The sequence below is a fragment of the Robertkochia aurantiaca genome (genome assembly GCF_020166495.1).
In the GTDB taxonomy this organism is placed as follows: domain Bacteria; phylum Bacteroidota; class Bacteroidia; order Flavobacteriales; family Flavobacteriaceae; genus Robertkochia; species Robertkochia aurantiaca.
In genome coordinates this window covers 76,649-91,204 of the sequence record NZ_JAINZS010000002.1, presented here as the reverse complement: position 1 = coordinate 91,204, position 14,556 = coordinate 76,649, and the positions used below count along the sequence as shown (strand labels likewise).

The window sequence follows — 14,556 nt, the reverse complement described above, 5'->3', positions numbered from 1 at the left end:
TTGATATTCGATATACTCTATGATGAAGCGCTTCCTGGACCACCTATACAAAAATCAATCCCTTATCTATAAGAGCATTTTGTTCGTACTTACAACGATCCTGATCGTTTATTTCTTTCCGAAGGGAGGGAAATTCAAGTACGATTTTCAGAAGGGGAAGCTCTGGCAATACGAAACGCTTTATGCTCCGTTTGATTTCGCGATCTATAAGACAGAGGAAGAGATCGCTGCAGATAAAGATGCCATTGCTAACAACCATCCCGATTATTACCAGTACGATGCCTCGATAGAGCCGGTAGTTCTTGAAGAGTATCAAAGTCGATTTAACACCTTCTTTCCGGAAGATTCATTGCGAGATAGAGTTAGGGAGCGGATACGCGAAACAGGCCGGGAAATGCTTTCTGAGATCTATGAAAGAGGTGTGGTACAAAGCGAGACCGAACACGAGGAAGACGAGGTGATCAACCTGGTTACCGGAAACGAGGAGGAAGCCATTCTTTACAGCCGATTGATCGCATTGGGCGAATTACAGGGTTTCATCAACCAATATCTGGAAGAACGCCAACTCAACGAATACGCAGAAACTTTTTATGCCCTGATCTTTGACATCATCAGGCCCAATGTCTTTTTGGATGATGAGCTTACCCAGAAAACCCTGGAGCAGGAGCTCTCAAAGGTTACAGCCACCAGGGGAAGTGTTGATAAGGGAAAGCGCATTATTGCCAAGGGGGAAGTGGTTGAAGGAGAGAAGTACAGTATGTTGTATTCCCTCAGAAGAGAGTACCAGTCAAAGTTATGGAACGAGAGTAACTACAACTGGCTGGTATTGGGTTATGTAATGCTGGTAGCCCTGGCCCTGATCATGCTGTTGCTTTTCCTGAAAAAATACCGGGCTGAGATATACGATAACAATAACAAGGTAACCTTCATATTTTTCAATATACTGGTCATGATCTTCCTGACCACGGCGGTGGTCAAGATCAATCCCGATTATGTATACGTAGTGCCGTTGTGTACCCTGCCTCTGATCCTGAAGGCATTTTTTGATCCAAGGCTTGGGCTCTTTGCTCACGTGCTTACCGTTTTGTTGCTCGGCTTTATCGTGCCCAACAGTTTTGAATACGTCTTCTTACAGATCGTAGCCGGTATTGTTACCATTCAAACCATTTCAGAACTGCATAAGAGGGCCAATCTGTTTATTTCAGTGGGTCAGATCACCCTTGTCTATATTCTGGCTTATTTCGCCTTTTTTGTGATACATGAAGGGAGTGTGGAAGATATTAAATGGATGACTTTCACGTTGTTTATTCTGAATGGTCTGGCTACCCTCGCAGCGTTTCCCCTGATCTATATATACGAGAAGCTGTTTGCCCTGGTGTCTGATGTATCCCTGCTGGAGCTAACTGATACCAATTCCAAATTGTTAAAAGAGCTCTCTGACAAGGCTCCGGGAACCTTTCACCATTCATTACAGGTAGCTAACCTGGCTGAGGCAGCGGCGAATGAGATCGGTGCGAATTCGATGTTGGTGCGGGTAGGGGCCCTGTATCACGATGTGGGTAAGATGAAGAACCCCATGTATTTTACGGAGAATCAAATCACCAGTGTGAATCCTCACAACGAGCTTTCGGCCAGTGAAAGTGCCTCGATCATTATCAATCACGTGCTCGACGGGATTGAATTGGCTAAAAAGAACAACCTTCCTGACCGTGTTATCGATTTCATAAGAACCCACCATGGTACCACCCTGGTCTATTATTTTTATAAAAAGGCCGAAACAGAGGAGCAGGAGGTAGACCCTGACGATTATCGTTATCCGGGACCGATTCCTTTTTCCAAGGAAACCGCTATACTGATGATGGCAGACTCGGTTGAGGCTGCTTCTAAAAGCTTAAAAAATCCGACGGTAAAAGTCATAGAGTCGTTTGTAGAGAAGATTGTAAGCAAACAGGTAGAGGAGGAGCAGTTCTTAAATGCCGATATCACTTTTAAGGAAATTCAGCAGGTGAAGAAGGTCTTAAAACAGAAACTGACCAATATTTATAACCTCAGGGTTGAATATCCGGAATGACAAAATGCTGATTATGAACCTGTGATAAATACGGGGGTAAAATAATTAATAAAATAGTTGCGTTAAAGCCACTGAACTGCTACATTTGCATCCGCAATTTCGATTGCAGGTTCATTGAAAGAACAGGAGAGGTGCCAGAGTGGTAATGGAGCAGATTGCTAATCTGTAGACGCGCAAGTGTCTCCAGGGTTCGAATCCCTGTCTCTCCGCTGATTTTCTTTAATCATTTGCTTGGCAGAAAGAAATATTTTTCTACTTTTGCCGGCACAAGTTCAGGTAGCAATACAGGGACTACTCGGGGTGTAGCGTAGCCCGGTTATCGCGCCGCGTTTGGGACGCGGAGGTCGCAGGTTCGAATCCTGCCACCCCGACAGAGAAGCCGATCAGGAAACTGATCGGCTTTTTTTATGCCCTGAAGCGTCAAGTGCTTGCACTTGTAAGCGCAAGGGCATAAAAAAGGCATCTCACACAGGGTGTGAGATCGGCTTTTCTGAATCTTCCCCGACTCAGGATCATGTCCCGACTTTGGAGGGACGTAATCCTGAACCCCTCCGCCCTTCGGGACCTCCCCTTAAAAAGGGAAGGCTAATTCATGTTACTTTTAAAACTTTAGAGTTGCTTTTTAATCAAATGTGTTAAGACTGCTCTTTCAGGCAACGCCTGCGGCGTTGCCTGCTGGCCCCCTGCGCTAAAATGGTCCACCGGACCTTTTAATACGCTCGGTCCTGTAAGCGCAAGGGCATAAAAAAGGCATCTCACACAGGGTGTGAGATCGGCTTTTCTGAATCTACCCCATTCAGGATCACCGAGCGAGAGCGAGGTAATCCAAACCCCTCCGCCCTTCGGGCACCTTCCCTTTAAAAGGGGAGAATATTAGATGTATTCTTTATGGTATAGTCGTAAGCAGAAAGCCCATAGGTTATTAAAAATCAATGATACGCCCCCCTTCCCAAGGGGAGCTGTGCGTCGCCTTCAGACGACGGACTGAGGGGTTGTTTCACCGGGTATAAGCAGGCTGTTCCATAACCGAAGTTTTAAAACAGTCATTTTTTCTTCCCCAATTGTTCTGACGTCTCTTTTCCTTTTGACATCGTAGACTGATATATTTGACCTGAAACAGCATAAAGCACTGTATTTTAACTACTTATTATCAAATATCGGTTTGAATAGTTCTTATCTTCTAAGAAAACAAAACGAAAAATTATGTCTGAAGAAAAGTCAATTAAAACCATTAATCCTGCAACGGAAGAGGTTATCAAGGAATATGATATCATCAGCGATGAAGCGATGAACAAAATAATCAAAAACTGTCATGAAGCATTTCTGGAATGGAGAATGAAACCGTTAGAAGACCGGGCCAGGATCATTTCTAAAATAGGTGAAAAACTCGGTGAATATACCGAAGAATTTTCAAAACTTATGACCGAGGAGATGGGCAAATTACTGGAACAGGGGAAACAGGAAATAGAGCTTTGTCAGGCGATTTGTGAGTATACGGCAAAGAACGGTCCTGAGGTTTTACAGGATGAAGAGCGAGAGTTAGCTGAAGGAGGAAAAGGTTATATCACCTACAGTCCTATCGGTGTCATCTATGGTATCCAGCCCTGGAATTTTCCGTGTTATCAGGCAATACGTTATTCGATTGCAAACCTAATGGCCGGAAATGGGGTGTTATTGAAGCATGCTTCGAATGTTACAGGCAGTGCCCTGTTGCTCGAGAAGATTTACAGAGAAGCAGGCCTTCCCGAAAACCTGTTTAAAGTTCTGATTATTTCACATGAACAGAGTGATCAGGTGATTGAGCATGATCTGGTGCGCGGAGTAACCCTTACAGGAAGTGACGAGGCAGGAAGAATTATTGCTGAAAATGCCGGAAAGCATTTGAAAAAAACCGTTTTGGAACTGGGAAGTAATGATGCTTATATCGTACTGAAGGATGCTGATATTGACCTTGCCGTGGAAACCTGTATCAACGGACGGGTATATAATAACGGGGAGACCTGTGTTGCGGCAAAGCGATTTATAGTGGTAGAAGAAGTGTATGATGAATTTCGCGACAAATTTGTTGAGCATATGAAAGCTGTACAATATGGTGATCCCAAATCAGAAGATTCGGATATCGGACCAATGGCAAGAGAAGATCTAAGAGATCAGGTACACGATCAAATCATGGAAAGTGTGAACAAAGGGGCGAAAGTGCTTTGTGGAGGAGAGAAACCTGATGGCAAGGGCTATTTTTATCCGGCAACGATCCTGGAAAATCTCGAACCCGGGCAGCCTGCCTATGACGACGAGATTTTTGGACCCGTTGCTTCTCTTATTAAAGCGAAAGATACAGATGATGCCTTGAATATTGCCAATGCCAGCAGGTATGGTCTTGGAGGAGCCATATTTTCGAAAGACGAGGAGAAAGCACGACGGTTAGCTAAAGAGAGATTTGACACCGGAATGGTCTTTATCAACTCTTTTGGTCTTGCCAAACCCAATATGCCGTTTGGAGGAGTGAAGGATTCCGGTTACGGAAGAGAACACGGCGGCTTCGGAATGCATGAGTTTGTTAATACCAAAGCCATCATGCTCTCATAGGTTTTGAGCCGGTTTCAGATGTTTTGATGTTACTCATCCAGCTTGGGTTCATAATCCTTATACAATTCGATAAGTTTCTCTTCCGTGGGTGATAAATAGGCTTTATCGTCTGCCTTGTCGTTGTGATCAAAATGTTCATAGAACGTATCGTTCAAATACACGTCTATAATTTTTGGATGAACATAATACTGACGGCATACCGCCCGGGTGTTCCCCAGAGCTTCCGCTGCAGCGTCATATGCCTGAAGCAGATTTTTCTTTTTGCGGTCCGGATCATCGGTTGGATCAAGATCCAGCAGATAATTGCAGAAAGTCACAGAGGCCGACCAGGTTCTGAAATCCTTGGCAGTGAAGAGACTGCCGCAAAGAGATTGCAGATAATCATTCACATGGTTGCTTTTTAAGCTTCTTTTCGTACCCTCTTCATCATAAAATTTAAAAAGCGTCCAGCCTGGAATTTCTTCACATTGGTTGATGAGTTCGATTAATCTTTCATCTTCGATATTAATATGAAATTTTTTACCGCTCTTTCCGGTAAATTCAATTTTAACGCTGTTCTGAAAGATGTCGATATGCCTTTTTCGCAGAGTGGTCAACCCGTAGCTTTCGTTCTTTTTTTCATATTGCGTATTACCGATCCTGATATGGGTCTCCTCCATCAGGCGAATAACGAGGGCTACCACCTTTTCCTCAGGCCATCCCTTTTTATTAAGGTCTTTGTCGACCTGCTCTCTGATAAGGGGCAGTTTTTTGCCAAAGGGGTACATTTTATAAAACTTTGTGGCATTTCTTAATATTGTCCATTGCGGGTGATACAGGTATTGTTTGCGAGTTTCAGCGTCAAAGCCCACAGCCTGGAGGTGACCATTGGCAATCGGACTGATTCTTACCTTTTGCCACATGGGAGGAATAGCCAGGTCCTTAATTCTTTGACGCTCTGATTTGTTTTTTATGCGCCTGCCCTGGTTTATATAGGTGAAACCCCGACCATATTTTTTGCGTTTTATAAGCAGTTTGTCTTCATCCAGATAAACCAGATTATATTTTGAAATGATCTGTTCAGGATGGTTTAAAATTTTCTGAATTTCTTCTTCGGTCGTTGCCATATGAGGGGATGAAATTTCACATGAAAAAGAAGATACAACTAATTGAAGGAACCTTAAAGAATAAACGAACCTCATTTAACTAATTGAATATAAGGCAATTGACAGGTTTAATATTTAAAATATCAATCTCCTTTTGCGGTTTGAGCATGTATAATGGATTATGAAAAAGTCTTAGACAAGACAGATAAATCGATTATCTTAGAATAAGAATTTCTCCCTTTGTGTAACCGTGCATGCCTTTTCAACGGGTGGGATGTAAGAGAACCAAAATTTTCATATCATGTCAAACATTCAAATCATAGTACCCGAGAGGGCTGCAGATATCGGTAATTTTCTGGTAGGGAGGTTGTTGCCTTTCCGTAAAAAAAGAATGATCGGTCCGTTCGTTTTTATCGACCATATGGGGCCAGCCAGGCTTGGTAAAGAAGAGAATTTTGATGTACCACCGCATCCGCATATCGGACTTTCAACTCTCACCTTCCTTTTTGAAGGAAGTATTTTACATCGGGACAGCCTCGGTAACGAGGTGGAAATAAATCCCGGCGCGGTAAACTGGATGACTGCAGGAAAAGGGGTGGTGCATTCTGAACGTACCCCAAAGCGACTTCGGGATAAGGAAAAGAGTCTACACGGATTGCAGATCTGGGTAGGGCTTCCAAAAGAAAAGGAGGCCATGGAGCCATCGTTCTGTCATATCGGAAAGGAGGAGATACCTTCGTGGGAGGAAGATGGAGTCTCTTACCGTTTGATCGCCGGAGAGTGTTTCAACCGAAGGTCGCCTGTACCTGTGCACAGCAGACTCTTTATGATCGAAATAAAGAACAGGGAAAAGCGTACCCTGAATCTTAGCAAAGAGCTCTTTGGTGAATCGGGCATCTATATACTCGAAGGCGCTGTCGAGAGTGAAGGGAATACCTATACTCCCAAACAAATTCTTGTAGCCAAAGATCATCAGTTATGCGAATTTGACCTGGCAAACAATAGTACGATCTATATTTTTGGAGGAGAACCTTTTCCTGAAGACAGGCACATACACTGGAATTTTGTAGCATCAGATAAAGCAATCATCGAAAAGGCCCGGAATGACTGGAAAGAGCAAAGGTTTCCTAAAATACCGGGGGAGACCGAATTCGTTCCTCTTCCAAATTAGCGCTATATGAGAACAGGAAGACTTGAGGCGTTCAGCGATGGCGTTCTGGCAATTGTGATCACCATTATGGTGTTGGAATTAAAACCACCTGCTGAAACACAGCTGTGGAATCTCCGGGAAGTTTTTCCGACCTTCCTGAGCTATTTATTGAGTTTTATCTATCTCGGAATTTACTGGAATAACCATCACCACCTGTTTCAGGTCACTCAGAAAGTGAACGGTATTATTCTATGGGCCAATCTGCATTTGCTCTTTTGGTTGTCTCTGATACCCTTTGCCACCCGTTGGGCGGGTCAGAATTTCCGGCAGGCAGACCCTATAGCCCTGTATGGATTTATACTACTAATGGCAGCGATCGCCTACCGGATTCTGGAGGTTCAACTTATCAAATATCACGACGACCAATTTCCTCTGAAGAATATTGCTGATCATGGTAAAAAAGAATACATATCCATTTTCATTTACATAATTTCCATTCCTTTGGCATTCTATGACAACAGAATTGCTATCAGTTGTTTCATATTGGTTGCCATCATGTGGCTCATACCTGATCGGCGTTTGGAAGGAATTTATTAATTGACCCTCTTAAACCTTACAGGCTTGGTAAAAGGGATTTGTACAGTAATACTCTTCACTTTTGAATCGGGCCCATGCTCAACCTCGAACGGGAATGTATCTTTTCCTGTATAATGAAGGGTGTGAGCCTTCAAGCCTGTGTCTCGATCGTAAGATACAGTACCCTTAAAATCGTAGTAGGCGAAGGCTAAAGAATTTTTCTTTTCCATCTTTAACTCTACAATACCGTAGGCAGGATGCTCATACATTCCTTGTATTTGTGCTAATTTGCTTAGCATCCCGGGATCGGATATGGTTTTGTTTGAAACGGAATTATTTTTCTTTGCAGGTGCTGATTTCTTTTCAATGTAATCTTCAAAGTCTGTCAATCGTTCATATTTTTCCCTGACGAAAATATTAGCCGCATATCTCGTTAATAAATTCTGTAAATCTGTCTGTTGATTGCACAGTATGACGATGCCAAATTCTTCCTCGGGCATTAGTACGATTCGGGAACTTTGACCGCCGGTTCGACCATCATGTGCAATCGTTTTGCGATTGGTGTCAATATCCCAGCCAATGCCATAGAAAATGCTTTCACGACTGTTTTTAATAGTGTGAGGGGATGTTATAAAATCCAGAATTTCTGAAGATAAGACCATATCGTTTTCAGTAATTCCCAGGAGTGCTTGAACCCACAGACTCATATCGTCAATGGTTGAGGTGATGCTTCCCGCGGGAGCCACAGCATCGAGACTTGTTTCAGGTATACGGGTAGTTCCATCTCGCTCATAGCTCATAGCTCTGTTCGGATAAGCCTGAAAGTCCTTGAAGCGTGTGAACGATTGAAGCATTCCCAGGGGCTTCAGGATATCTTCTTCCACCATAGTATTCCAGGACCTGCCATCTATTTTCTCTTCGATGATTCCCGCCATGGTATACATAAGATTATTGTAAAGGTATTTTTCCCGAAAAGAGCCATCGAAGCTTAGGTGGGGGAGCATTCCAGGAATATCGTTCATGGTAAAATCAGGACCGTATTGAATATAATAATGTTGTGCCAGTCCGACCCTGTGAGTAAACATATCTAAAATGGTGGCATGCCTTTGAGCGTAAACATCGGCTAAACGAAACCCGGGAAAATGATCAATTATTTTATCATCCCATCGTATTTTCCCTTTCTGAACCAACTGGGCTGCCAATACTCCGGTAAACGCCTTGGTGAGAGAACCAATTTCGAAAAGGGTGGAGGTGGTTACCGGCAGTTGCTTTTCCTGATTTCTGAAACCGTGCCCTTTTTTATAAATAAGTTTTCCTTTATGGAAAATTGCCATGGCGAGCCCGGGGTTGTTTGTTTTTTTTCGAAGGGTATCAGTAAGCTTGATAAAGTAATCCAGTTTTTCCTTTTCATTCTTTAGTTCCGGAACACCGTTTGAATTCTGTCCGAAACAAGTCAGCCCCAGATTGAGCATTAGTAATACGGCAATAAAGTTTTTAAAAATTGTTTCCATATCGATGTTATTATTTGAAAACAAAATTCTAAAAGCCGTTACTAAAAGAAGTACTGCTTTTGTATTTATGCGTGCGCCTTTTTACACGGCGCTATCATTCAATTCTTTACGAAACCGGGTAGGGGTCGTTCCCGTATGTTTTTTAAAGGCTGTATTGAAGGGTGTTTTAGAATTAAACCCAACATCAAAGAAGATTTCCTGGATGGTTGTATTTTGATGCTTCGGATCAGCAAGCATCTGTTTGGCTTTCTCAATGCGGTATTGATTAACCAGGTCAAAAAAGTGTATTCCCATCTCCTGGTTGATCAAAACAGATAATTCTCTGGAACTCATATTTAATTGTAAAGCGAGATCTTTTACGCTCAGTGAAGGATCCAAATAAGGCTCCTCACGCATCATATAGTCCCGAAGATTTTTAAGCGATTTTTCCTTTTCCGAAAGAAGCTCAGGTTTCTTCTCGTCTTGGGTTTCTTTTTTGAGCTCACCAATTGGTCTCAACTCAGAACTAAAACCGCGAAACAGCTCAGGACTTAGAAGCGCTTTTAGGACGAACCAGGTGATAAAGATCGCTCCGGAGATCAAAACCAGGATGCGGAATTGATTCAGAATTTCAATATTATCATCAAATTTCATGATCTCCTTAATAAGAGTTACCAGCCATAAGAGGCTGATCACAAAAACGAATTGAATTAACCACTTGTAGGTGAACAGGTATTTCTGTGATGAGCTGTTTTGAAGAATAATTTTATTAAAACGCCTTAACTTTAGCCACATAGCGATTAAATAGCAGAGGGTTACAACATTTGCAAAGACCCGGATAAATAATATTTCTTTTTGCTGACCATAATTCTGAATGAACTGAAGCCGTGTTTCATGATCGACCAAAAAAAAACCAGGTAATAATACCAGGATTGGAATCAAAAAGGGCAAGGTGTGAATCAAATGTTTTCGTTTCAGTCGAAAATCTGAATAGATCACAGATAAAACATACAGAAATAGCAAAGGGTTTTTAAATGAGGAAAGGCGGATGCGAATCATTTCCCACTCCGGAGGAAGAGAGATAAATTGATCATATATGAATACGCTGAGATCAACCGCCGTAATTATAAGAAACCCCGCCAAAAACCGGTTGCTTTCTTTATTGTCTGAAGGGACCCATATCAGAAACAATGAAAGGATGATACAAATTGAGATGATTAAGGCACTAAGTATGGTGCTGCCGGAGTAGTATAAATCCATAGGGGGTTAAAAATACAATGAAATTATCGAAAAATCAGAGGTATTAAGACGGTGTTGCGGCGCTTTGAATAAGAACCGATCATTAAAAATTGACTAATTTTTTAAAATATTTCCTATAAAAGCCATTTTTTTACTGGATAATGTCCTAATTTTCTGTTCTCTAAACTGATATTCATGCCAACTCGTTTCGGTTCTGGCGTATTCTTGATCTCCCGCGTTAGCTCATCTTTGATCTTTTGCCTTTTTTTCTTCATGGTTTCAAATGCCCAGGAACCTGCCTCACTAACTGTCGATCTCGATGATTCCACCCTCCTTGATGTGATTCTGGAGTTGGAAAAACAATCAGGTTATCATTTTTTTTTCAGTGAAACATGGATAGGCGATAAGAAGAACACGCTAACCCTTTATAATGTGACCCTAACGGAAGCTCTGGACCAGGCCCTGAATGAGACCGATCTCAATTATTATATTTTGGAAAATGAGAAAAGGGTGATTCTTCTTCAGAACGCTGTTATTTACGACGAGTTGCCCAACAATTTTTTTGTTCAAGGCGATACCCTGATTCCGTCTGCACAGCTTGCTGATACCGGGTACAATCGATCACCCCCTGTGCTGTTAGAGAACAGCACCGATTCTTCAACGAGATATTCGTTAGTTCGAATCGGTAAGGCTGAGGTCGGGCAGTTCAGGTCGGTCTTCACCTTGAGTGGAAAGGCTACGAATGTGTCTACAGGTAAACCGGTGCCTGATCTTCTTATAAGGGTTCAGGGATCAAATAAAACGACTTTAACAGATCAAGAAGGGGTTTACGCCCTGGAATTGCCCCCAGGTTATCATGTACTTTTAGTTTCGGCTCTGGGACTGGAAGAAATGGAACGTGAAATTATACTTTATAACGATGGTACCCTTGATCTGAAAATGAAAGAAGGATTAGAAGAACTGGAAGAAGTAGTGGTCGAAGCTAAAACTCTTCGAACTATTGAGAATACCGACACCGGATCAGAAAAAATCGTGCTGGAGGAGTCAAAGAATATTCCACTGGTGCTCGGTGAACGGGATATTCTTCAATTGGCAAAAGCTCTTCCCGGGATTTCTTCTGCCGGAGAAGGTGCTACGGGTCTTAACGTGAGAGGAGGAAAAACCGATCAGAACCTTGTGTTGCTCGATAATGCTGTGATATATAACCCCACTCATTTTTTCGGGATATTCCAGGCTCTGAATCCATTTACCACCGAAAGCGCAGAAATTTATAAAGCAAGTATACCTGTTGAATTCGGAGGCCGGCTATCTTCTGTGTTTGATATCCAAACTTTAAACGGGAATACAAATGAATTTGAAGGGGAAGCTTCGATCGGACCTGTGACCGCGAATCTCGCTCTTCAAATCCCTGTTGTTAAAGAAAAGTCATCTTTGGTGGTAGGAGGCCGGGGTGCCTATGCCGATTGGATATTACGTACGCTGGATGATGAATCGCTCAACAACAGTGAAGCCTCTTTTTACGATGGCATTGTTAAGTACCATCATAAATTGAACGATAACAATGAAATTCAGGCGACTGCATATCTAAGCAAAGATGATTTTAGTATAACACAGGATTCCCTCTATAACTATTCAAACCGACTGGCGACCCTTAAATGGAATCACAGATATAGTGAAAATACCGCTGCTACCCTTTCCCTGACTTACAGTGGGTATCGGTTCGGAATCGATTATGACGGGGAGGGAAATAGTGATTTTGACCTGAACTATGATATCGATGAGACTTCTTTTGTCTATAAGCTCTTTTCTCAGGTGGGAAAATCTCATAGGGTTGACTATGGTATCTCAACGAAATTTTACTCGGTGAATCCGGGAAGTATTGAGCCAGCAGGAGAGGAATCAGAGGTGAGTCCGGTCGTGATCGAGAAGGAACAAGCCATAGAGGGGGCACTCTTTATAGGAGATGAGTTTGATCTGAGTGACAGGCTTCAGCTGTCGGTGGGTCTTCGATATGCTTTTTTCGCCGCTGCAGGGCCTTCGACTCAAAGAACATACCAGGAGGGAAGTCCGACAAACGAAGGCACCGTAGCTGATACCCTGAGTTTTGGTAGCGGGGATCTTTATAAAACGTATGGTGGCCCGGAAGTGCGCTTGTCTGTACGGTACTTACTGGATGAAGATTTTTCGGTAAAGGCCGGTTTTAACAATGCCTTTCAGTTCATACACACCCTTTCGAATAACACTACGGTATCACCTATTGATACATGGAAATTATCTGATCTTAACATCAAACCTCAGACGGGGTATCAGGCCACATTGGGTATCTATAAATTATTTGGTGATCACCGCTATGAATTGAGTCTGGAAGGGTATTACAAACGTATGGATAATGTGCTGGACTTTAAGACGGGTGCTAATCTCTTCCTGAATGAAAATGTGGAAACACAGGTCTTACAGGGAAGGGGGAAAGCATATGGGGTCGAATTTCTCCTGAAGAAAAATACCGGCAGGTTGAACGGCTGGTTCGGTTATACCTATTCCAGGTCTTTTTATCGTTTTGACAGCGAATTCAGTGAAGAACGCATTAATGATGGGGAATACTTTCCTTCCAATTTCGATAAACCTCATGACTTGAGTATTATCGCCAACTACAGGCTTACCAGGCGATTTAGTTTTTCGGGAAATTTTGTTTACCAAACCGGAAGGCCGGTTACTTATCCGGTAGGGACATTTCGGTTTAATAATGCCGATTATGTGGCCTTTAGCGATAGAAACCAGTTTCGGATACCCGATTTTTACAGGCTTGACCTGGGAGTTAATATCGAAGGGAATCACCGAAAAAATAAGTTGGCCCATAGTTTTTGGAGTATTTCAGTGTATAATGTTCTTGGCAGGAACAATCCCTATTCGGTCTTTTTTGTAACTGAGAATGGAGAAATAAAAGCATTACAGAGCTCGATTTTTGCCGTACCCATTCCTTCGATCACCTATAATATCAAGTTTTAATCCATACCAGAAGTCATGAAATTTCATATAAAATTCTCTTTCTGTTCTCTGATTTTCATCCTGATCTGTTTTTCCTGTGTGGAGCCTATAGACGTTTCAGATCAGATCTCGTCTGATTCAGGCCTGGAAGGGACACTTGTTGTTGAAGCTACTATTACTTCCTCAGAAATCAAACAGGTGGTTTTGCTAAGTCGTATGAGGAAAATCGAAGATGACAGTTCTGTAAATAGTCAGAACCAACCTTTGTTCTCTGCTAATAGCCCTATTCGAATCAACAATGGTCTGGGTCCTGTAGCCGAAGAAAATGCGAGGGTGGAAATACTTGACAGCAACGGTAACAATTTTCTCTTTGAGGAAACGACACCGGGAAGGTATGAATCGGAAGACCAATTCGCTGCTATGCCAGGTACGGGTTACACCCTGAATATAATCACCAGTGAAGGATCTGAATATGCTTCAAACCAGGTTCAGACCCCGGTTGCATCTACGATAGATAGTGTGTATGCAGAACGAACATTCAATGACAGAGGGGTGGAGGGAATTGCCATTTATACAGACTCCTCCCTGCCGTCATCGGCTTCTTCTCTGATAAGATATGCCTATGAAGAGACTTATAAGATCATTGCTCCTAACTGGACTCCACTCGAATTTCAAATCATTAGTGAGGGAGATCCCGGCGCCGGTATTCCTCCCCAGGTGACTACGGTTCCCAGACAGCGGGAGGAAAGAGTTTGTTTCCGCACCGAGCCATCGACGGGTATACAGTTAACAGATGTAGGGTCTTTGGAGAACAACCGATTACGCAGGTATGAAATCAGGTTTTTAAGCATGAGCAATCCTGCTATTTCCCATAGATACAGTATCCTGGTAAAACAATATACTTTAACAGATGAGTCGTATGCATTTTATGAAAGTCTCGATAACTTTAGCAGCAGCGAAAATGTTTTCAGTCAGGTCCAGCCTGGATTTTTAGAAGGTAACGTTTTTAGCGTATCCGGTGGTGAAAGGGTGATCGGATTATTGGATGTCACCTCAGAAGTAAGTCAACGACTCTTTTTTAATTATACTGATTTTTTCCCTGATGCTCCGTTGCCGCCCTATTTCGGTAATACGAATTGTGATCGTTTACTGAGTCCGCCGATAGGGGACCCTGCCCTTGACGGACCTACAGAACAGAATTGTCCGCAACCCCTGACAGAGCGAATCAAACTGGGATTGGTCGAATATGTGGATCAAAACCCGGATCCTTCCACCTGCGAGGGACCTTATTTTGTTACACCTACCATTTGTGGAGACTGTAATATATTAGGAAGTAATGTAGTGCCCGATTTTTGGGAAGAATAACCATAAGAT

At 42.6% G+C, this 14,556-nt stretch carries 9 protein-coding genes and 2 tRNA genes; 8 read left to right on the top strand and 3 right to left on the bottom strand.

Features of this window, described 5'->3' with window-relative positions; all coding sequences use genetic code 11:
• The first annotated feature begins 22 nt into the window (after positions 1 to 22).
• The 4 genes from K7R10_RS02850 to K7R10_RS02835 all read left to right on the top strand — a co-directional run bounded on the left by K7R10_RS02850 (position 23) and on the right by K7R10_RS02835 (position 4,657).
• The gene (locus K7R10_RS02850; protein WP_224483631.1) at positions 23 to 2,071 is read left to right on the top strand and encodes an HD family phosphohydrolase; all 2,049 of its coding nucleotides are present in this window, start codon (positions 23 to 25) and stop codon (positions 2,069 to 2,071) included.
• 125 nt (positions 2,072 to 2,196) lie between these two features.
• Positions 2,197 to 2,280: transfer RNA gene (locus K7R10_RS02845), tRNA-Ser, on the top strand.
• 87 nt (positions 2,281 to 2,367) lie between these two features.
• Positions 2,368 to 2,442, top strand: a tRNA-Pro gene (locus tag K7R10_RS02840).
• A gap of 832 nt (positions 2,443 to 3,274) precedes the next feature.
• Positions 3,275 to 4,657, top strand: coding sequence for an NAD-dependent succinate-semialdehyde dehydrogenase (locus K7R10_RS02835; protein WP_224483174.1), 1,383 nt, complete (start codon positions 3,275 to 3,277; stop codon positions 4,655 to 4,657).
• Positions 4,658 to 4,686: 29 nt separating this feature from the next.
• Here the strand turns inward: K7R10_RS02835 and K7R10_RS02830 are convergent, their stop codons facing one another.
• A complete protein-coding gene (locus tag K7R10_RS02830; protein WP_224483173.1) occupies positions 4,687 to 5,763 on the bottom strand; it encodes a DNA topoisomerase IB in 1,077 nt (358 codons plus the stop codon).
• A 280-nt stretch (positions 5,764 to 6,043) separates the two neighbouring features.
• Between K7R10_RS02830 and K7R10_RS02825 the strand changes: the two genes are divergently transcribed.
• Both K7R10_RS02825 and K7R10_RS02820 read left to right on the top strand, forming a co-directional pair.
• Positions 6,044 to 6,913 carry a pirin family protein gene (locus K7R10_RS02825; protein ID WP_224483172.1) on the top strand — a complete coding sequence of 290 codons (870 nt, stop codon included), beginning with the start codon at positions 6,044 to 6,046 and terminating at the stop codon, positions 6,911 to 6,913.
• Between the two features lie 6 nt (positions 6,914 to 6,919).
• The gene (locus tag K7R10_RS02820) at positions 6,920 to 7,489 is read left to right on the top strand and encodes a TMEM175 family protein (RefSeq protein WP_224483171.1); all 570 of its coding nucleotides are present in this window, start codon (positions 6,920 to 6,922) and stop codon (positions 7,487 to 7,489) included.
• Here the strand turns inward: K7R10_RS02820 and K7R10_RS02815 are convergent.
• A complete protein-coding gene (locus K7R10_RS02815) occupies positions 7,486 to 8,979 on the bottom strand; it encodes a serine hydrolase domain-containing protein (RefSeq protein WP_224483170.1) in 1,494 nt (497 codons plus the stop codon). The two genes, K7R10_RS02820 and K7R10_RS02815, sit on opposite strands and share 4 nt — an antisense overlap.
• 81 nt (positions 8,980 to 9,060) lie before the next feature.
• Positions 9,061 to 9,753: a helix-turn-helix domain-containing protein gene (locus tag K7R10_RS02810; RefSeq protein ID WP_224483169.1), complete on the bottom strand. Its 693-nt coding sequence runs from the start codon at positions 9,751 to 9,753 to the stop codon at positions 9,061 to 9,063.
• A 639-nt stretch (positions 9,754 to 10,392) separates the two neighbouring features.
• Here K7R10_RS02810 and K7R10_RS02805 point away from each other — a divergent pair.
• Both K7R10_RS02805 and K7R10_RS02800 read left to right on the top strand, forming a co-directional pair.
• Positions 10,393 to 13,203, top strand: coding sequence for a TonB-dependent receptor (locus K7R10_RS02805; RefSeq protein ID WP_224483168.1), 2,811 nt, complete (start codon positions 10,393 to 10,395; stop codon positions 13,201 to 13,203).
• A 15-nt stretch (positions 13,204 to 13,218) separates the two neighbouring features.
• On the top strand, positions 13,219 to 14,547 hold the full coding sequence (locus tag K7R10_RS02800) for a DUF4249 domain-containing protein (protein ID WP_224483167.1): 1,329 nt from the start codon (positions 13,219 to 13,221) through the stop codon (positions 14,545 to 14,547).
• The last annotated feature ends 9 nt before the right edge of the window (positions 14,548 to 14,556 follow it).

Coding starts and splice junctions, on each gene's coding strand:
- K7R10_RS02850 (WP_224483631.1), top strand. CDS start 23: ATGAAGCGCTTCCTGGACCACCTATACAAAAATCAATCCCTTATCTAT.
- K7R10_RS02835 (WP_224483174.1), top strand. CDS start 3,275: ATGTCTGAAGAAAAGTCAATTAAAACCATTAATCCTGCAACGGAAGAG.
- K7R10_RS02830 (WP_224483173.1), bottom strand. CDS start 5,763: ATGGCAACGACCGAAGAAGAAATTCAGAAAATTTTAAACCATCCTGAA.
- K7R10_RS02825 (WP_224483172.1), top strand. CDS start 6,044: ATGTCAAACATTCAAATCATAGTACCCGAGAGGGCTGCAGATATCGGT.
- K7R10_RS02820 (WP_224483171.1), top strand. CDS start 6,920: ATGAGAACAGGAAGACTTGAGGCGTTCAGCGATGGCGTTCTGGCAATT.
- K7R10_RS02815 (WP_224483170.1), bottom strand. CDS start 8,979: ATGGAAACAATTTTTAAAAACTTTATTGCCGTATTACTAATGCTCAAT.
- K7R10_RS02810 (WP_224483169.1), bottom strand. CDS start 9,753: ATGTGGCTAAAGTTAAGGCGTTTTAATAAAATTATTCTTCAAAACAGC.
- K7R10_RS02805 (WP_224483168.1), top strand. CDS start 10,393: ATGCCAACTCGTTTCGGTTCTGGCGTATTCTTGATCTCCCGCGTTAGC.
- K7R10_RS02800 (WP_224483167.1), top strand. CDS start 13,219: ATGAAATTTCATATAAAATTCTCTTTCTGTTCTCTGATTTTCATCCTG.